The organism is Pseudomonas sp. Z8(2022), from assembly GCF_025837155.1.
Taxonomy (GTDB): domain Bacteria; phylum Pseudomonadota; class Gammaproteobacteria; order Pseudomonadales; family Pseudomonadaceae; genus Aquipseudomonas.
In genome coordinates, this window is sequence record NZ_CP107549.1 from 2674802 (window position 1) to 2695210 (window position 20409).

16 protein-coding genes are annotated in these 20409 nt (G+C 61.6%); 6 read left to right on the top strand and 10 right to left on the bottom strand.

Annotation, left to right across the window (positions count from 1 at the left end):
• Window positions 1-50 precede the first annotated feature (50 nt).
• From OEG79_RS12735 to mtnA, 10 genes are all read right to left on the bottom strand, one after another.
• Window positions 51-1520: an MBL fold metallo-hydrolase RNA specificity domain-containing protein gene (locus tag OEG79_RS12735; protein WP_264145373.1), complete on the bottom strand. Its 1470-nt coding sequence runs from the start codon at window positions 1518-1520 to the stop codon at window positions 51-53.
• Between the two features lie 229 nt (window positions 1521-1749).
• Window positions 1750-2034 carry an integration host factor subunit beta gene (gene ihfB / locus OEG79_RS12740; RefSeq protein ID WP_003243558.1) on the bottom strand — a complete coding sequence of 95 codons (285 nt, stop codon included), beginning with the start codon at window positions 2032-2034 and terminating at the stop codon, window positions 1750-1752.
• Between the two features lie 298 nt (window positions 2035-2332).
• Entirely contained in the window at window positions 2333-4015 is a 1683-nt protein-coding gene (gene rpsA, locus OEG79_RS12745) for a 30S ribosomal protein S1 (RefSeq protein ID WP_264145374.1), read from the bottom strand.
• Window positions 4016-4164: 149 nt separating this feature from the next.
• A complete protein-coding gene (cmk, locus tag OEG79_RS12750; protein ID WP_264145375.1) occupies window positions 4165-4830 on the bottom strand; it encodes a (d)CMP kinase in 666 nt (221 codons plus the stop codon).
• A complete protein-coding gene (locus tag OEG79_RS12755) occupies window positions 4827-7067 on the bottom strand; it encodes a bifunctional prephenate dehydrogenase/3-phosphoshikimate 1-carboxyvinyltransferase (protein ID WP_264145376.1) in 2241 nt (746 codons plus the stop codon). Before OEG79_RS12755 ends, cmk begins: the two co-directional genes overlap by 4 nt.
• Entirely contained in the window at window positions 7064-8173 is a 1110-nt protein-coding gene (gene hisC, locus OEG79_RS12760) for a histidinol-phosphate transaminase (RefSeq protein ID WP_264145377.1), read from the bottom strand. The genes OEG79_RS12755 and hisC overlap by 4 nt, the downstream gene beginning before the upstream one ends.
• Before the next feature lie 96 nt (window positions 8174-8269).
• The gene (gene pheA, locus OEG79_RS12765) at window positions 8270-9364 is read right to left on the bottom strand and encodes a prephenate dehydratase (RefSeq protein ID WP_264145378.1); all 1095 of its coding nucleotides are present in this window, start codon (window positions 9362-9364) and stop codon (window positions 8270-8272) included.
• Between the two features lies 1 nt (window position 9365).
• Entirely contained in the window at window positions 9366-10451 is a 1086-nt protein-coding gene (serC, locus tag OEG79_RS12770; RefSeq protein ID WP_264145379.1) for a 3-phosphoserine/phosphohydroxythreonine transaminase, read from the bottom strand.
• Between the two features lie 138 nt (window positions 10452-10589).
• Entirely contained in the window at window positions 10590-13352 is a 2763-nt protein-coding gene (gene gyrA, locus OEG79_RS12775; RefSeq protein ID WP_264145380.1) for a DNA gyrase subunit A, read from the bottom strand.
• A 222-nt stretch (window positions 13353-13574) separates the two neighbouring features.
• Entirely contained in the window at window positions 13575-14651 is a 1077-nt protein-coding gene (gene mtnA, locus OEG79_RS12780) for an S-methyl-5-thioribose-1-phosphate isomerase (protein ID WP_264145381.1), read from the bottom strand.
• Between the two features lie 159 nt (window positions 14652-14810).
• On the opposite strand from mtnA, the gene OEG79_RS12785 reads away from it, so the two are divergent.
• From OEG79_RS12785 to OEG79_RS12810, 6 genes are all read left to right on the top strand, one after another.
• Window positions 14811-16130 carry a TRZ/ATZ family hydrolase gene (locus tag OEG79_RS12785; protein ID WP_264145382.1) on the top strand — a complete coding sequence of 440 codons (1320 nt, stop codon included), beginning with the start codon at window positions 14811-14813 and terminating at the stop codon, window positions 16128-16130.
• A gap of 113 nt (window positions 16131-16243) precedes the next feature.
• Entirely contained in the window at window positions 16244-16942 is a 699-nt protein-coding gene (gene ubiG / locus OEG79_RS12790; RefSeq protein ID WP_264145383.1) for a bifunctional 2-polyprenyl-6-hydroxyphenol methylase/3-demethylubiquinol 3-O-methyltransferase UbiG, read from the top strand.
• A complete protein-coding gene (mupP, locus tag OEG79_RS12795) occupies window positions 16942-17613 on the top strand; it encodes an N-acetylmuramic acid 6-phosphate phosphatase MupP (protein ID WP_264145384.1) in 672 nt (223 codons plus the stop codon). Before ubiG ends, mupP begins: the two co-directional genes overlap by 1 nt.
• Window positions 17614-17670: 57 nt before the next feature.
• Window positions 17671-18411, top strand: coding sequence for a YciK family oxidoreductase (locus OEG79_RS12800; RefSeq protein WP_264145385.1), 741 nt, complete (start codon window positions 17671-17673; stop codon window positions 18409-18411).
• A gap of 239 nt (window positions 18412-18650) precedes the next feature.
• Window positions 18651-19577: a GGDEF domain-containing protein gene (locus OEG79_RS12805; RefSeq protein WP_264145386.1), complete on the top strand. Its 927-nt coding sequence runs from the start codon at window positions 18651-18653 to the stop codon at window positions 19575-19577.
• 122 nt (window positions 19578-19699) lie between these two features.
• Entirely contained in the window at window positions 19700-20308 is a 609-nt protein-coding gene (locus tag OEG79_RS12810; protein ID WP_264145387.1) for a tetratricopeptide repeat protein, read from the top strand.
• The last annotated feature ends 101 nt before the right edge of the window (window positions 20309-20409 follow it).

The window sequence follows — 20409 nt, forward strand, 5'->3', positions numbered from 1 at the left end:
GTCTGCAATACCGGCATTTCGCCACAAAAAGATTTTCATATCCGATGACATTAACCGGGGATTACAGCTTCAAAAGAACGCCCGCCGTGTGCATAGGCGCCACGTAGGCATTGCGCGAAAGCCAATTTGGCCTGCCTATCTCCATGCACGATGCGAACTTCATCAGGCCACTTACGCATACCCGTAATAAATCTCATTAACCCTGCTTGATCCGCATGAGCTGAATAGCCGCCTATGGTATGCACCTGAGCTCGAATGTCATAGCGCTGCCCGTCAAATTCCACATAGCCACTACGCGGGCCAAAGCGCTGGATCTGTCGTCCAGGCGTGCCTTCAGCCTGGTAGCCGACAAACAGCACATCATGTCGTGCATCGCCCAGCATGGCTTTGAGGTAGTTGACGATACGCCCGCTGGAGCACATACCGTTACCCGCGATGACGATGGCCGGTTGAGCGGTTTTCGCCAGACGGTTGACCATGGCCAGGTGGGCCTGGTGGCTGTCGACCGTGAGCAGGTTACGAAAGGCCAGTGGGTTACGGCCTTTGGCCAGGCGCGCCCTCGCCTCTGCATCCCAGAAGTGATCAAGCTCGCGATACACCGCCGTAAAACGACTGGCCAGCGGAGAGTCGAGAATGATCGGCAAATTTGCCCAGTCGAGCGCTGGAGCTTTGCTTGCTTTCGGCGTGGAAGCACTCGATTGAACCTTAGCTGACTCTTTCAGTGCTCTGCGATGGATGATGTCCTCAAGTTCGTAGAGCAACTCTTGAGTGCGACCAATGCTGAAGGCCGGAATCATGACCGTGCCCTGGTTGCTCAACGCATGTTCGAGCACTTTCTCCAGTCGCGCACGTCGACTGCGACGGTCTTCGTGTAGCCGGTCGCCGTAAGTGCTTTCGATGACCAGGATATCTGCTTTGTATGGGGCTTTCGGGGCCGAGAGGATTGGTGCGTGTGGCGCCCCCAGATCACCAGAAAATACGATGCGTTTTTTCTCACCCGTATCGGGGTAGTGAACATCCACTTCGACGTAGGCCGAGCCAAGGATGTGGCCAGCACGCTGCAAACGAATGCGAGCCTTGAGCTGCGGCGTGTCGATCAAGCTGAACCACTGCTTGTAGGGCAAGGCGACGATGCGCTGGTCGATCAGTTTTAGGTAGCGCTCGACTTGTTTCTGGTCGCGGCTGAAACCGAGCTTGAAGGCATCCTCGAGGACGATGGGTAACAACTTGGCAGACGGCTCACTGCAAAGAATCGGGCCTTTGAAGCCAGCCGCTAACAAATAGGGGATGCGGCCAACGTGGTCGATATGGACATGAGTCGAGACCAGCGCCTTGATGCCGTCCAGAGAGAAGTCGATTGCGAGCTTGCCGGCGCCTGCCCGGCCTTCAGGGGAGGTTTCGGCGCCTTGAAAGAGGCCGCAATCAATCAGCAGCGAATGCTCAGCATCCATCTGCAGCTGATGACAGGAGCCCGTCACGCCTGTTACGGCGCCGTGGTGAACAATGGAGGGGTACCGCACGAGCCAATCCCTTAACGCTGGCGAAATTTAAAGGGAATCAACCCAGTAGCGCGGCTGACTGTTCAGATAAGGCAATTAACTGAACTAGCTGAAAACTGGCGAAGGCGCGCCTTGTGAAAGCCCGCACATTTTGCCGGTTTTTCATGATTTCTCAAGCATGACAAAAGCATGACGCCGGGCGACCGCCTAATCAGGAGACTTGCCACCCGCAACAAAGGGCAAAGCGCAGTCACTCATCCTCATTGACCCGATCACGTAGCTCCTTGCCCGGCTTGAAGTGTGGTACGAACTTGCCATCCAGACGCACCGACTGGCCGGTTTTCGGATTGCGCCCGACGCGCGGCGCGCGATAGTGCAGCGAGAAGCTGCCAAAGCCACGAATTTCGATGCGATCCCCCGTCGCCAGTGCCTGAGACATTTGCTCCAGCATGGTCTTGATGGCCAGCTCGACATCCTTGGAAGACAGTTGCCCCTGATGAGTGACGATTCTTTCGATCAACTCCGACTTGGTCATGGTTTTCCCTTCTTTTTCAAGCGGCTAGATGACTCGACGGCTTGGTTTTAGCACGCTGATCAGCTTTTGAACAGCCTAAAAAACAAGGTGTTAGCGCAATACGGGATTGGTCGTCTATATGTCGACCTCATCGCACTCGACCACAAGCAAATACCCTGTCGATCTTAGCAATGAGCCTGGAAGGAAATTTACAAGCCGCAATGCGTATCAGGGGAGGCTGATACGCAGCAACAGAGCGAGCCCCTGAAACGAAAAAAGGCGACCCGAAGGTCGCCTTTTTCTGGATGGAAAACCGAACTTAGTTCTGTTTTTCCATTTCAGCACGGAGCAGATCACCAAGGGTGGTCGGGCCAGTGCTTTCAACGTCTTGCTTGTTACGCAGTTCCTTCATCGCATCCTTCTCGTCTTCAACGTCTTTCGACTTGACGGACAGGCTGATGACGCGGGACTTGCGGTCGACGCTGATGATCTTGGCTTCTACTTCGTCGCCTTCTTTCAGGACGTTGCGCGCGTCTTCAACGCGGTCACGGCTGATTTCGGAGGCTTTCAGGGTAGCTTCGATCTCGTTGCCCAGGTCGATGATGGCACCCTTGGCGTCTACTTCTTTCACAACGCCACGGACGATGGTGCCCTTGTCGTTGATGGAGACGTAGTTGCTGAACGGATCGTCTTCCAGCTGCTTGATGCCCAGGGAGATGCGCTCGCGCTCCGGGTCAACCGACAGGATGACGGTTTCCAGCTCGTCGCCCTTCTTGAAGCGACGCACGGCTTCTTCGCCGGCTTCGTTCCAGGAGATGTCGGACAGGTGAACCAGGCCGTCGATGCCGCCGTCCAGACCAATGAAGATACCGAAATCGGTGATCGACTTGATGGTGCCGGAGATCTTGTCACCCTTGTTGAACTGACCGGAGAAGTCTTCCCACGGGTTGGTCTTGCACTGCTTGATACCCAGGGAGATACGACGACGCTCTTCGTCGATGTCCAGAACCATGACTTCCACTTCGTCGCCGACGTTAACGACTTTCGACGGGTGGATGTTCTTGTTGGTCCAGTCCATTTCGGAAACGTGTACCAGGCCTTCCACGCCCTCTTCCAGCTCGGCGAAGCAGCCGTAGTCGGTGAGGTTGGTGACACGGGCAACAACGCGGGTGTTTTCCGGGTAACGAGCCTTGATGGCAACCCATGGGTCTTCACCCAGCTGCTTCAGACCCAGAGATACACGGTTGCGCTCGCGGTCGTACTTCAGAACCTTGACGTCGATCTCGTCGCCAACGTTGACGATTTCGGACGGATGCTTGATGCGCTTCCAGGCCATGTCGGTGATGTGCAGCAGGCCGTCTACGCCGCCCAGGTCGACGAACGCACCATAGTCGGTGAGGTTCTTGACGATACCTTTGACTTGCTGGCCTTCCTGCAGGGACTCCAGCAGAGCTTCGCGCTCGGCGCTGTTCTCGGCCTCCAGGACGCTGCGACGGGAAACGACAACGTTGTTGCGCTTCTGGTCGAGCTTGATGACCTTGAATTCCAGCTCTTTGCCTTCCAGGTGAGTGGTATCACGCACCGGACGGACGTCAACCAGGGAACCCGGCAGGAACGCACGGATGCCGTTGACGTCAACGGTGAAGCCGCCTTTGACCTTACCGTTGATAACGCCCTTGACCACTTCTTCAGCGTTGAACGCAGCTTCCAGAACCAGCCAGGATTCAGCGCGCTTGGCTTTCTCGCGGGACAGCTTGGTTTCACCGAAGCCATCTTCAACCGCGTCCAGCGCGACGTGGACTTCGTCACCGACCTTGATGGTCAGCTCGCCTTGTTCGTTGAAAAACTGGTCGAGCGGGATGACGCCCTCGGACTTCAGGCCGGCGTGAACGGTAACCCAGTCACCGTCGATGTCGACCACGATACCGGTGATGATGGCACCCGGCTGCATGTCGAGGGATTTCAGGCTTTCTTCAAATAGTTCTGCAAAGCTTTCGCTCATGTTGATTCCTGTTGATCAAGGGCGGGGATTCGCCCAAACCACATTCCAGACCATGTGGGTTCGTTCATGTAAAAAGAGGCCTGCGGGACAGGGACTGGTCTCCCGCATGCCTCCTTGCGAGTTCATCGATTTAAGGCAACCGATAACCCTTAACCGGCGAGATCGCGTTCAGCGACCTCGCGCAGAATTCGTTCCAGCACTTGCTCGATGGAAAGCTCGGTGGAGTCCAGCAGGATCGCGTCGGCTGCCGGCTTGAGTGGAGCCACTGCGCGCTGGGTATCACGCTCATCGCGCGCCCGAATCTCGTCGAGAAGACTCGCGAGATTAACATCATCTCCCTTGGCCTTCAACTGCAGGTAACGCCGACGAGCACGCTCCTCGGCGCTGGCGGTGAGAAAAATCTTCAGCGGCGCATCGCTGAACACCACGGTGCCCATATCGCGACCATCAGCCACCAGGCCCGGCATTTCCCGAAACGCCCGCTGCCGCTGCAGCAGCGCATCACGTACGGCCGGCAGCGAAGCCACCATCGAAGCCCCCGCCCCCACCTGTTCGTTACGAATGGCGTCGGTCACCTCCTCACCTTCGAGGATGATGCGCTTGTCGATGAACTGCACATCCAGATGCGCAGCCAGTTGCTTGAGCGCCTCTTCGTTGGTCAGGTCGATACCGTGATTGCCGGCCGCGAAGGCCAACAGGCGATAGAGCGCGCCGGAATCGAGCAGATTCCAGCCGAGCTGCCTGGCCAGCAGCGCGCAAAGCGTGCCCTTGCCGGACCCGCTCGGCCCATCGACGGCGATCACCGGGGCGCTCATGCGGTCTCCTCGACGGCCACGTTGATACCCACTTCCGCCGAGAGGGAGAGGAAGTTGGGGAAGGAGGTGGCGACATTGGCACAGTCATGGATTCGGATCGGTGCGGTGGCGCGCAGCGACGCGACACTGAAGGACATGGCGATACGGTGGTCGCCATGCGCCCAGACTTCGCCCCCCCCAATGGGGCCGCCCTCGATGATGATGCCATCAGGGGTCGGCTCTGCCTTGACGCCCAAAGAGATCAGGCCATCGGCCATGACCTGAATACGATCAGATTCCTTGACCCGCAGTTCTTCAGCGCCACGCAGCACGGTGCGACCCTCGGCACAGGCCGCCGCCACGAACAACACTGGGAACTCGTCGATCGCCAGAGGCACCAGATCTTCCGGGATGTCGATCCCCTTGAGCCTGGCTGCACGCACACGAATGTCGGCCACCGGCTCGCCACCCACTTCGCGTTGGTTCTCCAGGGTAATGTCGCCGCCCATCAGCTTGAGGATGTCGATCACGCCAGTGCGGGTCGGGTTGATGCCGACGTGCTCCAGCACCAGCTCGGAGCCCTCTGCAATGCTGGCCGCCACCAGGAAGAAAGCCGCCGACGAGATATCAGCCGGCACTTCGATACGGGTGGCCGTCAGCCCATGACCGGACTCGACGCAGGCCGTGCTTCCGTCGACACTGACCGGGTAGCCGAAGCCACGCAGCATGCGCTCGGTGTGATCACGGGTTGGCGCCGGCTCGGTGACCGAGGTGCTGCCGGCGGCGTACAGGCCTGCCAACAACAGGCAGGATTTGACCTGGGCACTGGCCATGGGCATCTCGTAGTCCATGCCTGTCAGGCGCTGGCCGCCCTTGATGTTGAGCGGAGGACGGCCTTCCGGTCCGGTTTCAATGACCGCCCCCATCTCCCGCAGCGGCTTGGCCACACGATTCATTGGACGCTTGGACAGTGAAGCGTCGCCAGTCAGCGTGGTGTCGAATGGTTGCCCGGCCAACAGACCTGAAAGCAGACGCATGGACGTGCCCGAGTTGCCCATATACAGCGGGCCGGCCGGCGCTTTCAGACCGTGAAGGCCGACGCCATGAATGGTCACGCGACCGTGGTGCGGCCCCTCGATCACCACACCCATGTCGCGGAATGCCTGCAGGGTCGCCAACGCGTCCTCACCCTCGAGGAAGCCCTCGACCTCGGTAGTCCCTTCGGCCAGCGAACCCAGCATGATCGAACGGTGCGAGATGGACTTGTCACCGGGTACGCGAATACGTCCGGACAGGCTGCCACCAGGTTTTGCCAGGAAAATCAGATCGGTCGAGTGCATAGCGTCCACATAGGCCCTGCGGGCGAGAATTTTACTGAAATGTTCGCGGGCAACGCGGGCGCGGGTAAATACGCCCAGCAGTTGATGCCCATCCCCGGCGTCGACCGCGTCGCGCAGAGCGTCGAGGTCGTCGCGAAACGTGTCCAGCGTGCGCAGCACGGCCTCACGGTTGGCGAGGAAGATATCGTGCCACATCACCGGATCACTGCCAGCAATCCGCGTGAAGTCGCGGAAACCGCCAGCGGCATAGCGGAAAATTTCCAGGTTCTCGCTGCGTTTGGCCAGCGAGTCGACCAGAGTAAAGGCCAGCAGGTGCGGCAGATGACTAGTGGCGGCGAGTACCTGGTCGTGATGTTCCACATCCATGGCTTCGACGTCAGCACCAAGCTCACGCCACAAGCCCTCGACCAACGCCACGGCTGCCTCATCACTGTGCTCGCAAGGCGTGAGAATGACCCTGTGGCGGCGGAACAGCTCGGCGTTGGCCGCCTCCACCCCGCTCTGCTCGGAGCCGGCGATGGGATGCCCGGGCACGAAGCGCACGGCATTATCAGCAAAGGCCAAACGCGCCGCACGCACGACATTGCCCTTGGCGCTGCCCACGTCAGTCAGCACGGCAGTGCCGAGATCGAGCCTGGCCAGCTGAGCCAGCAGCTTCTCCATGGCCAGGATAGGCACAGCCAGCTGAATGACCTCAGCCCCCTGACAGGCGACAGCCAGGTCGCTCTCGCAGCGGTCGACAACTCCCAACTGCACTGCCAGGCGACGCGATTCGACATCCAGATCGACACCCACCACTTCCCGGCACAGGCCGCGCTCGCGCAGCCCCTTGGCAAAGGAGCCCCCGATCAGACCGAGGCCGACCACCACCAGCCGGCCGATTCTGGGTGCATTCGTTTGCACCGAAGTGACAGTCACGCCGACAGCACCTTGGCCAGTGCCTCGAGGAAACGTGCGTTCTCTTTCGGCAGACCAATGGAGACACGCAGGAAGTTGGGCATGCGGTAACCCGCCGTCGGCCGCACGATCACCCCCTCACGCAACAGCGCCTGGTTGATCGCGGCAGTATCGCGGCCGAAGTCGACGGCGATGAAGTTGCCCTTCGACGGAATCCAGCTAAGCCCCAGTGCGCGCAGCCCCTCTTCCAGTTGCTGCATACCGGCATCGTTGAGGCGACGACTCTCGGCGAGGTAGTCGGCATCGGTCAGCGCGGCGCAGGCAGCGGCCAGGGCGAGACTGTTGACGTTGAACGGCTGACGTACACGGTTGAGCACATCGGCGATCGCCGGCGAACTGATCGCATAGCCCACGCGTAGCGCAGCCAGGCCATAGGCCTTGGAGAAAGTGCGCGACACCAGCAGGTTGGGATAGCGCGCCAGGTAGTCCAGACCGTCCGGCAGTTCGTCGCCTTCGGCGTACTCGATATACGCCTCGTCCAGCACCACCAGCACCGACTCCGGCACCTTGGCCAGGAAGGCTTCCAACGCGTCCGGGCCGAACCAGGTGCCGGTCGGGTTGTTGGGGTTGGCGATGAAAACGACACGCGTGTTGTCATCGATGGCCGCCAGCATTGCTGGCAGGTCGTGACCGTAATCCTTGGCCGGCACGACCTTGCCCTGCGCGCCGACCGCCTGGGTGGCGATTGGATATACGGCGAAGGCGTAGTCGCTGAACACCGCATTGAGGCCGGGCGCCAGATAGGCCCGCGCGACCAGCTCGAGGATGTCGTTGGAACCATTGCCCAGCGTGACCTGAGCGGCATCCACGCCATAGCGCGCCGCGAGAGCGGTCTTGAGGGTGAAGCCATTGCCGTCCGGGTAACGGGTCAGCTCGTCCAGCTCGGCACGAATCGCAGCCAGTACCTTGTCGCTGGGGCCAAGCGGGTTCTCGTTGCTGGCCAGCTTGACGATACCGGCCGGATCGAGCCCCAACTCCCGGGCCAGTTCATCGACCGGCTTACCTGGTACATAGGGGGACAGCTTTTGCACCCCTGGCTGGGCCAGGGTCAGGAAATCGCAACTCATCACAAAACCTCATTGTCTCGACCGAACGCCACAGGCTGCGCAGGAGCGACCTCAATCGCGAACATCGCGGCCGAGCCCCTCGTGCAAGGGCGCGACTTACAGTACCGCCTTCGGATACGAACCCAGCACCTTGAGGGCCACGGTATCCTGCGCGAGCTTCTCCAGAACGTCCTTGATCAGCGGATCACGGTGATGGCCGATGAAGTCGATGAAGAATACGTAAGTCCATTTGCCGCTGCGCGACGGGCGGGTTTCGATACGGGTCAGGTCGATGCCGTTGTTGTGGAACGGCACCAGCAGCTCGTGCAGCGCGCCCGGCTTGTTGCGCATGGAAACGATGATCGAGGTCTTGTCATCACCGGTCGGCGGTACTTCCTGGTTGCCGATGATAAGAAAGCGCGTGGAGTTGTCCGGGCGATCCTCGATCTTCTCGGCCAGCTTGGTCAGGCCATAGAGACTGGCCGCCATGTCGCCGGCGATGGCCGCGCTGTTCCACTCACTCTTCACCCGCTTGGCTGCGTCGGCGTTGCTGGAAACTGCAACACGCTCAACATTCGGATAGTGCGCGTCCAGCCACTTGCGACACTGGGCCAGGGACTGGGCGTGGGAATAGATACGGGTGATCTTGTCGGTCTTGGTGGTTTCGCCCACCAGCAGGTGATGGTGGATACGCAGCTCCACCTCGCCGCAGATGACCAGGTCGTGTTCGAGAAAGCTGTCGAGGGTGTGATTGATTGCACCTTCGGTGGAGTTCTCCACCGGCACCACGCCGAAGTTGACCGCGCCGGCCGCCACTTCACGGAACACTTCGTCGATGGCTGCCATCGGCACGCTGACCACGGCGTGACCGAAATGCTTCATCGCAGCCGCCTGACTGAAAGTGCCCTCCGGGCCGAGATAAGCGACCTTCAGCGGGTTCTCCAGGGCCAGGCAGGAGGACATGATTTCGCGGAACAGTCGCGCCATTTCCTCGTTGCCCAACGGCCCTTGATTGCGCTCCATCACGCGCTTGAGCACCTGAGCCTCGCGCTCGGGACGGTAGAAGACCGGCGACTCGCCTTCCTTCAGCTCCTTCATCTTCACCCGAGCCACTTCTTCGGCGCAGCGCGCGCGGTCGCTTATCAGCTCGAGGATGCGCTCGTCGAGGTTGTCGATACGTACGCGCAGCGCTTGCAGTTCCTGCTCGGACATATCAGGCGTGCTCCTTCTCGAACTCGGCCATGTAGGCCACCAGCGCCTCGACCGCATCCAGGCCGACCGCGTTGTAGATCGACGCACGCATGCCGCCGACCGAACGGTGACCCTTCAGGTTGAGCAGGCCGCGCTCATCGGCGCCGGCGAGGAAGGCCTTGTCCAGCTTCTCGTCGGCCAGGCGGAACGGCACGTTCATCCACGAGCGCGCATTGTGCGCAACGGGGTTGCTGTAGAAGTCACTGTCATCGATGGCCTTGTACAGCAGATCCTTCTTGGCGCGGTTGATACGCTCCATGGCCTCGACGCCGCCCTGCTCCTTGAGCCACTGGAAGACCAGGCCGGAGAGGTACCAGGAATAGGTCGCCGGGGTGTTGTACATCGAGCCATTGTCGGCGGAGATCTTGTAGTCGAGCATGGTCGGGCAACTGGAGCGTGCCCGACCGAGCAGGTCTTCACGCAAGATCACCACCACCAGGCCGCTGGGACCGATGTTCTTCTGCGCACCGGCGTAGATCAGGCCGAACTGCGACACGTCGATGGGGCGCGAGAGGATGTCCGAGGACATGTCCACTACCAGTGGCACGTCACCGGTCTGCGGTACCCAGTCGAACTGCAGACCGCCGATGGTTTCGTTGCTGCAGTAGTGCAGGTAGGCGGCGTTCTTCGACAGCTGCCAGTCGTTTTGCCCGGGAATCGCGAAGTAGTCGTAAGCCTTGGCGCTGGCGGCAACATTGATGGTGCCGTAGCGACGCGCTTCTTCGATGGCTTTCTTCGACCAGATACCGGTCTCGACATAGTCCGCCACGCCGCCTTCCGGCAGCAGGTTCAGCGGGATTTCGGCGAACTGCTGGCTGGCGCCGCCCTGCAGGAACAGCACCTTGTAGTCGTTGGGCACAGCGAGCAGATCGCGCAGGTCCTGTTCGGCCTGGCTGGCGATGGCCACGTAATCGTCGCTGCGATGGCTCATTTCCATCACCGACAGGCCCTTGCCTTGCCAGTCGAGCATCTCGGCCTGGGCGCGTTGCAGTACAGCGGTCGGCAGCGCGGCCGGGCCGGCGCAGAAGTTGAATGCTCGCTTGCTCACTTCTTTTCTCTCAATTCATTCGATGGGGCCACCCCATCCTACGACCTGAACCTGTAGGAGCGGCTTTGGCCGCGAACCCGAGCGAAGCACGGAAGCTTCGCGACCAAAGCGGTTCGCCGCCCGACCGCTCCTACAATCCTATTGCTCGCCGCCTTCCTCGGCGTCAGCGACCGGTACGTCGGCGTTTTCGGCGACTTCAGCGCCCTCTTCACCTTCGACCAGTTCGTCCTCATCGACAGGTGTTGGCTCCTGCACACGCTCCAGGCCGACCAGTGTCTCGTCCTTGGCCAGCTTGATCAGGGTCACACCCTGAGTGTTACGGCCGGAACTGGAGACCTCGTCGACGCGGGTACGTACCAGGGTGCCCTGGTCGGAGATCAGCATGATTTCTTCGCCGTCCTGCACCTGGATGGCACCGACCAGCTTGCCGTTACGCTCGCTGGTGACCATGGCAATCACACCCTGACCGCCACGACCGCGGCGCGGGAACTTGCCCAGCGGGGTGCGCTTGCCATAACCGCGTTCGGAGGCAGTGAGGATCTGCGCGCCGCTTTCCGGGATCAGCATGGAGATCAGCTGCTGCCCCTTGGGCAGGCGCATGCCGCGTACGCCGCGGGCAGTACGGCCCATTTCGCGCACCTTGCTCTCGGCGAAGCGGATCACCTTGCCGGCGTCGGAGAACAGCATGACTTCCTTGGCACCATCGGTGATGGCCGCGGCGATGAGGGTGTCGCCCTCCTCCAGCTTCAGCGCGATCAGACCGGCACTGCGCGGGCGGCTGAACTGCACCAGCGGGGTCTTCTTCACGGTACCGAAGGCGGTGGCCATGAAGATGTACGCGCCAGTCGGCTCGGCATCCAGCTCGGCGGTATCGCCGTCGGCGTCATCGGCCTCCTCGGCCTCCACCACCTCGCCCTCCAGCACGACGCCCTCGTGTTCTTCCAGCTCGTCCTCGTCACCCGCGCTCTGCTGCAGGGCCTCAAGGTCGATCTGCAGCATCGCGGTGATGCGCTCGCCTTCGTCCAGCGGCAGCAGGTTGACTAGCGGACGACCACGCGCAGCGCGCGAGGCCTCCGGAATCTCGAAGGTACGCAGCCAGTAGACCTTGCCCTTGCTGGAGAACAGCAGCAGGGTCGCGTGGCTGTTGGCCACCAGCAGGTGCTCGACGTAGTCCTCATCCTTCACGCCGGTGGCGGACTTGCCCTTGCCGCCGCGACGCTGCGCCTCGTAGGCGGCGAGCGGTTGGCTCTTGGCATAGCCACCGTGGGAGATGGTGACGACGCGCTCTTCCTCGGTGATCAGGTCGGCGATGGTCAGGTCCTGACGCGAGGCGATGATCTCGGTACGGCGGACATCGCCGAACTCGGCCTTGACCTTCTCCAGCTCCTCGCGGATGACTTCCATCAGGCGCTCGGGACTGGTCAGGATGCGGATCAGCTCGCCGATCAGGCCGAGAATTTCCTGATATTCGGCCAGCAGCTTTTCGTGCTCCAGGCCAGTCAGGCGGTGCAGACGCAGCTCGAGGATGGCCTGGGCCTGTTCCGGCGACAGGTAGTACTTGCCGTCACGCAGACCGTATTGCGGATCCAGCCCTTCCGGACGGCAGGAATCGGCACCGGCGCGCTCGACCATGGCTTCCACGGCGCTGGACGCCCAGGCGGTGGCAATCAGGCGTTCCTTGGCTTCGGCCGGGGTCGGCGAGCTCTTGATCAGCTCGATGACCGGGTCGATGTTGGACAGCGCAACGGCCTGGCCTTCGAGGATGTGGCCGCGCTCGCGCGCCTTGCGCAGCTCGTACACGGTCCGACGGGTCACCACTTCACGGCGGTGACGGACGAACACCTCGAGCATGTCCTTGAGGTTCATGGTCTTCGGCTGACCGTCGACCAGCGCCACGACGTTGATGCCGAACACGCTCTGCATCTGGGTCTGGGCGTACAGATTGTTCAGCACCACGTCCGGCACTTCGCCGCGACGCAGCTCGATCACCACGCGCATGCCGTCCTTGTCGGACTCGTCACGCAGTTCGGTGATGCCTTCGATTTTCTTCTCTTTCACCAGCTCGGCGATCTTCTCGATCAGACGCGCCTTGTTCAGCTGGTACGGCAGCTCGGTGACCACCAGCTGCTGGCGGTTGCCGGACTTGTCGATATCCTCGACCTCGACGCGGGCGCGGATGTAGATGCGTCCGCGGCCGGTGCGGTAGGCCTCGATGATGCCGGCGCGGCCATTGATGATGCCCGCAGTAGGGAAATCAGGGCCGGGGATGTACTGCATCAGGTCATCGACGGTCAGATCGGCATTGTCGATCAGCGCCAGGCAGCCATCGATCACCTCGGTGAGGTTGTGCGGCGGGATGTTGGTGGCCATACCCACGGCAATACCGGAAGAACCGTTGACCAGCAGGTTGGGCACCTTGGTCGGCATGACGGCCGGAATCTGCTCGGTGCCGTCGTAGTTGGGCACCCAGTCGACAGTTTCCTTGTCCAGGTCGGCCAGCAGCTCGTGAGCCAGCTTGGTCATGCGCACTTCGGTGTATCGCATGGCCGCAGCGTTGTCGCCGTCCACCGAACCGAAGTTGCCCTGACCGTCGACCAGCAGGTAGCGCAGGGAGAAGTCCTGGGCCATACGGACGATGGTGTCGTACACCGCCGTGTCGCCGTGCGGGTGGTATTTACCGATCACGTCGCCGACCACACGGGCTGATTTCTTGTAGGGCTTGTTCCAGTCGTTACCCAGCTCGCTCATGGCATAGAGCACACGACGGTGGACCGGCTTCAAGCCATCGCGCGCATCCGGAAGCGCACGCCCGACGATCACGCTCATCGCGTAGTCGAGATAGGACTGTTTCAGCTCGTCTTCGATATTGACCGGGAGGATTTCTTTGGCCAGTTCGCCCATGAGAAGCCTGGTTCCTTTTTCTGGTGAAACTCCGCGTCATTCTTCCTGAACGCCATGGAGCTCGTCGCGATAGCCTCAGGCCATCAGCGACTCACGACAAATCAACGAGTTACGTCACGATTCGATGCAGTGACTGCGGCTGCTGCCAGCCCCCTTGAAAACTGCCGGAGATTACCACAAAGCGCGCGACACACCTACCCCGCAAAGACCGGGCATGGGCAGTCAATGCAGACGCTTGCGGCACATCAGTTGCGCCAGCTTGGCACTATCGGGGCGTTCGACCACGCCCTTCTCGGTCACGATGTAGTCAACCAGATCCGCCGGCGTCACATCGTACGACGGATTGACCGCATGCACGTCGGCCGCCACCCGATGCCCAGCAACCTCCAGCAGTTCGTCACCCTCGCATTCTTCGAACAGGAGGTCCTCGCCATTTTCCAGGTTCATGTCGATGCTCGAACTGGGCGCCACCACCATCAGGCGCACACCGTGATGCATGGCGTTGACCGCCAGCTGATAGGTTCCGATGGCGTTGATCACATCGCCATTGGCTGCAATGCGCTCGGCCCCGACAACGGCCCAGGTAATGCCCTTGACCTTCATCAGGTGCGCCGCAGCCGCATCGGCATTGACACTGACCGGCACGCCGTCAGCGGCCAATTCCCATGCGGTCAGCCTTGCTCCCTGCAACCAGGGACGGGTTTCATCGACATAAACCCGCTCGATCAACCCTTCGAGATGCGCCGCACGAACCACCCCGAGCGCGGTACCAAAGCCCCCGGTAGCCAGCGCACCGGCATTGCCGTGGGTCAGCAACACCTGCGCATTGCCCTGATGCCTGCGGATCAGCTCCATGCCCAGTTGCGCCATGGTCAGATTCGCCTCGCGATCGGAGGCATGAATACCCAGCGCCACAAACTCCAGCAACGCCAGAGCATCGTCGCCATCCTTGAGCCGCACAAGGCGCTCACGCAGGTGCTGCAGCGCCCAGTACAGATTGACCGTCGCAGGGCGCAACTGCTCGAGACAGGCAAAATCCGCCTCCAGCGCCTCACACCAGTCTCCCCCAGCCTGCAGCCGGGCGCGAGCCGCCAGCACCACGCCATAGGCGCCGGCAATGCCCACGGCCGGCGCGCCTTGCACCGCCCTGTCGCGAATCGCATCGACCACCTCGGCCACGGTATCCAGGCGCAACCAGCTTTGCCGATGCGGCAGCAGGCGCTGATCGAGCAGGTACAGCGCACCATCGCGCCACTCGATTGCCCGAATCTTCTCCACCGCCAGCAATTGCTCGCGCATCGCGCACTCCACCCTTGGCCGCCAAAAAGTCGCGGATTATACGCAGACCGACAGCTGCCAACCGAACAATCCGGCTCGCCCTCGCGACTTCAAGCTGCACGCGTTCATCTATACACTGGCGACCTTTCATGCACCGACCAAGCCAGACGGACAAGCCCGATGCCCGAAGCCCCTCTCGACCTGTTGCTGCTACCTACCTGGCTGGTGCCCGTGGAGCCGGCCGGGGTCGTCCTGCGCGATCATGGGCTGGGCATCCGCGACGGGCGCATTGCCCTGATCGCACCACGTAGCGAGGCACTGCGCCAGCCGGCGAGAGAAATACGGGAACTGCCGCAATGCCTGCTCGCCCCCGGTCTGATCAACGCCCACGGCCATGCGGCGATGACCCTGCTGCGCGGCATTGCCGACGACCTGCCATTGATGACCTGGCTGCACGAACACATCTGGCCCGCCGAAGGTCAGTGGGTCGACGAGGATTTCGTCCGCGACGGCACCGACCTGGCGATCGCCGAGCAGATCAAGGGCGGCATCACTTGCTTCTCCGATATGTACTTCTACCCGCAGGTGGCCTGCGAATGCGTGCACAACGCCGGTGTACGGGCGCAGATCACCGTTCCCGTGCTGGACTTCCCGGTGCCCGGCGCACTCAACGCTGCCGAGGCGCTGCGCAAGGGCCTGCAACTGTTCGACGACCTCAAGCAGCATCCGCGCATCCGCATCGCCTTCGGCCCGCATGCGCCGTACACGGTGAGCGACGACAAGCTCGAGCAGATTCGCGTACTGGCTGATGAGCTGGACGCCGGCGTTCATATGCATGTGCACGAAACCGCCCAGGAAGTGGCCGAAGCCGTCGCCAGCAACGGCGAACGCCCGCTGGCGCGCCTCGCGCGCCTCGGCTTGCTCGGCCCGCGCTTTCAGGCGGTGCACATGACGCAGATCGATGATGAAGACCTGGCGCTGCTGGTCGAGCACAACTGCAGCATCGTGCATTGCCCCGAGTCCAATATGAAGCTGGCCAGCGGCTTCTGCCCGGTCGAGCGCCTGTGGCAGGCCGGCGTCAACGTCGCCGTCGGCACCGATGGTGCAGCCAGCAACAACGATCTCGATCTGCTCGGCGAAACCCGCACTGCTGCCCTGCTGGCCAAGGCCGTCGCAGGCTCTGCCACCGCTCTGAATGCTCACAGCGCCTTGCGCATGGCCACCCTCAATGGCGCCCGCGCACTGGGTCTGGAAACCCAGACCGGCTCGCTGGAGCTGGGCAAGCTGGCCGATGTGGTCGCCTTCGACCTTTCCGGCCTGGCTCAGCAGCCGATCTACGACCCGGTTTCGCAACTCATCTACGCCAGCGGCCGCGACTGCGTGAAGCACCTCTGGGTTGGCGGCAAGCAGTTGCTGGACGACGGTCGCCTGACGCGCATGGACGAAGACGAGCTGATCGCCAAGGCCCGGGCCTGGGGTGAGAAAATCGCCAGGAAGTGATCCGCAGCACTGCGACAAACTGACATACATTGAACGAATCCGCGCCGCCCCATGCCCGTTCCTAAACTGGCAACATAGCGGCAATACGCTTTCCAGATTTGAAAGAGATGCTTATGAGCAACGTCGACCGCGCCGAAATCGCCAAATTCGAGGCCCTGGCACACCGCTGGTGGGATCGCGAAAGCGAGTTCAAACCTCTGCACGACATCAATCCGCTGCGGGTCAACTGGATCGACGAGCGCGTCAGTCTGGCCGGCAAGCGCGTACTGGACGTCGGTTGTGGCGGCGGCATCCTCAGCGAGGCCATGGCCCAGCGCGGCGCCAGCGTTACCGGCATCGACATGGGCGAAGCGCCGCTGTCGGTGGCCCAGCTGCACCAGCTGGAGTCGGGCGTCGAGGTGGAGTACCGGCAGATCACCGCCGAGGCCCTGGCCGAGGAAATGCCGGGCCAGTTCGACGTGGTCACCTGCCTGGAGATGCTCGAGCACGTGCCGGATCCGTCCTCGGTCATCCGCGCCTGCCACAAGCTGGTCAAACCGGGCGGCCAGGTGTTCTTCTCCACCATCAACCGCAATCCCAAGGCGTATCTGTTCGCGGTGATCGGTGCCGAATACATCCTGCGCCTGCTGCCGCGCGGCACCCACGACTTCAAGAAATTCATCCGCCCCTCGGAGCTGGGTGCCTGGAGCCGCGCTGCCGGCCTCGAGGTGAAGGACATCATCGGCCTGACCTACAACCCGCTGACCAAGCACTACAAGCTGGAAGCCGACGTCGACGTCAACTACATGATCCAGACGCTGAGGAAAGACTGATGCGTTTGCGCGCTGTACTGTTCGACATGGACGGCACCCTGCTCGACTCGGCGCCGGACTTCATCGCCATCACCCAGGCCATGCGTGCCGCTCGTGGCCTGCCGCCACTGCCAGACAAGACCATTCGTGACCAGGTATCCGGCGGCGCCCGCGCCATGGTCGCCTGCGCCTTCGACGAAGCCCCGGACTCGGCTGCCTTCGAAGCCCTTCGCCTGGAGTTCCTCGAGCGTTATCAGGAGCACTGCGCGGTGCTCACCCGCCCGTTCGAAGGCATCGAAGCCCTGCTCGGCGATATCGAACAGGCGCGCCTGCAATGGGGCGTGGCCACCAACAAACCGGCGCGCTATGCCGAACCGATCATGCAGCGCCTGAACCTGACCGAGCGTTCGGCCGTGCTGGTCTGCCCTGATCATGTCGAGCGGAGCAAACCCGCACCGGACATGCTGCTGCTCGCCTGCAGGAAGATGGGGGTAAAGCCCGAGGAAACCCTGTTCATCGGCGACGACGCGCGCGACATTGAATCCGGCCGCGCCGCCGGCTGCCGCACCGCAGCGGTCACCTACGGCTATATTCACCCCGAAGACAACCCGCGCAACTGGGGCGCCGATGTCGTCGTCGATCACCCATCGGAACTGCGTGCGGTGCTCGACCGTGCCCTCTGCAGCTGCTAAGACGCCTCCCATTTCGGCGGGATCCCGCCCCATTTCAGCATCACGAAGGACCTGAACATGTTCGACTACACCGCCCGCCCTGACCTGCTCAAGGATCGCGTCATCCTGATCACCGGTGCCGGCCGCGGTATCGGCGCAGCGGCCGCCAAGAGCTTCGCCGCCCACGGTGCGACGGTGCTGCTGCTGGGCAAGACCGAGGCCAACCTGAGCGAGGTATATGACGAAATCGAAGCGGCCGGTCATCCTCAGCCGGTGGTGATTCCCTTCAACCTGGAAACCGCCTTGCCGCACCAGTACGACGAACTGGCGGTAATGATCGAGAACGAGTTCGGTCGCCTCGACGGTCTGCTGCACAATGCCTCGATCCTCGGCCCGCGCACGCCGCTGGAACAGCTCTCCGGCGACAACTTCATGCGCGTGATGCACGTCAACGTCAACGCCATGTTCATGCTCAGCAGCACCCTTCTGCCGCTGCTCAAGCTGTCGGAGGACGCCTCCGTGGCCTTCACCTCCAGCAGCGTCGGCCGCAAGGGCCGCGCCTACTGGGGCGCCTATGCGGTCTCCAAGTTCGCCACCGAAGGCCTGATGCAGGTGATGGCCGACGAGCTGGACGGCATCGCCAACGTGCGCGCCAACAGCATCAACCCGGGTGCAACCCGCACCGCCATGCGCGCCCAGGCCTATCCGGGCGAGAATCCGGCCACCCGCCCACTGCCCGAAGAGATCATGCCGCTCTACCTCTACCTGATGGGTCCGGACAGCAAGGGCGTCAACGGCCAGGCATTCGACGCGCAGTAAGCCAGGACCATGGCCCGTCGCGAGTGGCGGGTCATGGCGTGACAGAAATCCGCCACGCCTCCTGCCGCACGGCAGCACATTGCCACCACTGCCGCCAAACATCCGGCAAAGGCTTGCCGACAAAAGCCGCGACTTAGCTCCAAGCACCTGATTTTATAGGGGTTTTTAGGCCGCGAACCAGTTGGCATGGAATTCGCTCTAACCCTCTCGTCGCACTACCGCACCTGAGGTTGAGCTCCATGGTTCCCCCCAACCATTCCAATACCATCGATTTCGACGCAGCCAAACTGCAGCGTCTCGGTTTCACCGGCAGCCGCAATCTGCCGCTCAAGCCCGCCAGCCTGGCAGAGCTGCGCCACCAGCTGAGTCTACAACTGCAGACCAGCCTGGATGTGGAGCGCATCCTCAACCTGTTCTTTCGCCAAGTGCAGCGCCTGGTGCCGCTCGATGCGCTGGCCTTCCAGCATCCCTCTCACGATCTGCGCCTTGAGCTGGGAGAACGCGCGCCGCACTCGGCCAGCTATCGTCTGAGTCATGAGGGGGAATACCTGGGCGAGCTGATTTTCCGCCGCAAGCAACGTTTCTCCGAAGAGGAGCTGATTCAGCTGGAGTCGTTGCTGGCCAGCCTATTGTTCCCACTGCGCAATGCCCTGCTCTACCGCACTGCTCTGCAAAGTGCGCTGCGCGACCCACTGACCGACACTGGCAACCGCATTGCCATGGACCAGGTGCTGCAGCGCGAGGTGGATCTGGCCCGCCGCAACCTGCAACCCTTGTCACTGCTGATGCTCGATATCGACCATTTCAAGAGCATCAATGACAACCACGGCCATGCGCTTGGCGATGAAGTGCTGAAAGCAGTCGCCCAGACCCTGAAGAACCAGCTGCGCAACATCGACATGGTATTTCGCTACGGCGGCGAGGAATTTCTGGTGATTCTCTCCGGCACCAACCGCGAAGGCGCTGCGCTGGTGGGCGAGCGCCTGCGCTTTGCGGTGATGGAGCTGCAATGCCTGGATGCCGGCCGCCACATCGACGTATCCATCAGCCTGGGCTGTTCCAGCCTGCTGCCGGGCGAGTCGGTGGAAAGCCTGCTACATCGCGCCGACAACGCGCTGTATATCGCCAAGCGCGAGGGACGCAATCGTCTGAACATGGCGGGATAACCACGCCTAATAGCGGGCATCCCGAGCAATACCTGTACGGTACTGCGCATCGCGTACAACAGGCGATTGCCCTTTGACTTCTACATATTTATCCTGCGCACTTCCCATAAGAGTGCTCAGATATGGACTGTCGCCTACACACTACCTCGTTGAAACAGCTATTTGTCCTGCTCGGCTTCGCCCTTCTAGCAGGCGGCTGCAGCAGCACCTCTCAGCAGAGCGCCCGTTTCTGCGATGACAGCGGCTGTTCCGAACGCCCCCTCTCCTCCGTCTCGGCCGACTATCTGAACAAACCGGCCGTGGTCAAAAGCGAAGAAATCCTCAAGCTCGAAGAGGCTGCCGCCAGCGAACCCAAGGCCGCATACGATCTGTCCCTGCGTTACTTTCGAGGCGACGGCGTACAGCGCAACAGTTATCAGGCTTTACAATGGATGCGCAAGGCAGGCCATGGTGGCCTACTGGAGGCCCAGAAGGCACTGGGCGGCTATTACCTGAGCGGTTTTGAGGAAATGGGCAGCGATCCCCAAGAAGCTGAGAAATGGCTATCGATGGCAGCAGCGCAAGGGGACCAGGAATCTGCCGCGCGTCTGGCAGAAGCCACGGAAGCGAAGAAATCAGAAGCTGAAGACTACCGCTGGCGCAAGCACTGGCGTGAGTACTACCGCGGATACTGGTATCGAGGCTATTCGTACTTCGGCTACTGGCGACAGGGCTATTGGTACTACTACTGACAGCCCTCAACAATAAGTAAGAAAGCTCGGCCAGGGAAGGCAAGGGTGATCCCTACCGTATCTGGCTAAGCGAATGATCATCCGACACGACAACATATGGA

What these genes read in the sequence shown, in the direction of transcription:
- cmk (WP_264145375.1), bottom strand. Translation starts at nt 4,830, where the DNA reads ATGAGCGCCCCGGTGATCGCCGTCGATGGGCCGAGCGGGTCCGGCAAG.
- pheA (WP_264145378.1), bottom strand. Translation starts at nt 9,364, where the DNA reads ATGTCCGAGCAGGAACTGCAAGCGCTGCGCGTACGTATCGACAACCTC.
- OEG79_RS12810 (WP_264145387.1), top strand. Translation starts at nt 19,700, where the DNA reads ATGGACTGTCGCCTACACACTACCTCGTTGAAACAGCTATTTGTCCTG.
- rpsA (WP_264145374.1), bottom strand. Translation starts at nt 4,015, where the DNA reads ATGAGCGAAAGCTTTGCAGAACTATTTGAAGAAAGCCTGAAATCCCTC.
- OEG79_RS12800 (WP_264145385.1), top strand. Translation starts at nt 17,671, where the DNA reads ATGTTCGACTACACCGCCCGCCCTGACCTGCTCAAGGATCGCGTCATC.
- hisC (WP_264145377.1), bottom strand. Translation starts at nt 8,173, where the DNA reads ATGAGTTGCGATTTCCTGACCCTGGCCCAGCCAGGGGTGCAAAAGCTG.
- ihfB (WP_003243558.1), bottom strand. Translation starts at nt 2,034, where the DNA reads ATGACCAAGTCGGAGTTGATCGAAAGAATCGTCACTCATCAGGGGCAA.
- OEG79_RS12805 (WP_264145386.1), top strand. Translation starts at nt 18,651, where the DNA reads ATGGTTCCCCCCAACCATTCCAATACCATCGATTTCGACGCAGCCAAA.
- gyrA (WP_264145380.1), bottom strand. Translation starts at nt 13,352, where the DNA reads ATGGGCGAACTGGCCAAAGAAATCCTCCCGGTCAATATCGAAGACGAG.
- ubiG (WP_264145383.1), top strand. Translation starts at nt 16,244, where the DNA reads ATGAGCAACGTCGACCGCGCCGAAATCGCCAAATTCGAGGCCCTGGCA.
- mupP (WP_264145384.1), top strand. Translation starts at nt 16,942, where the DNA reads ATGCGTTTGCGCGCTGTACTGTTCGACATGGACGGCACCCTGCTCGAC.
- OEG79_RS12785 (WP_264145382.1), top strand. Translation starts at nt 14,811, where the DNA reads ATGCCCGAAGCCCCTCTCGACCTGTTGCTGCTACCTACCTGGCTGGTG.
- mtnA (WP_264145381.1), bottom strand. Translation starts at nt 14,651, where the DNA reads ATGCGCGAGCAATTGCTGGCGGTGGAGAAGATTCGGGCAATCGAGTGG.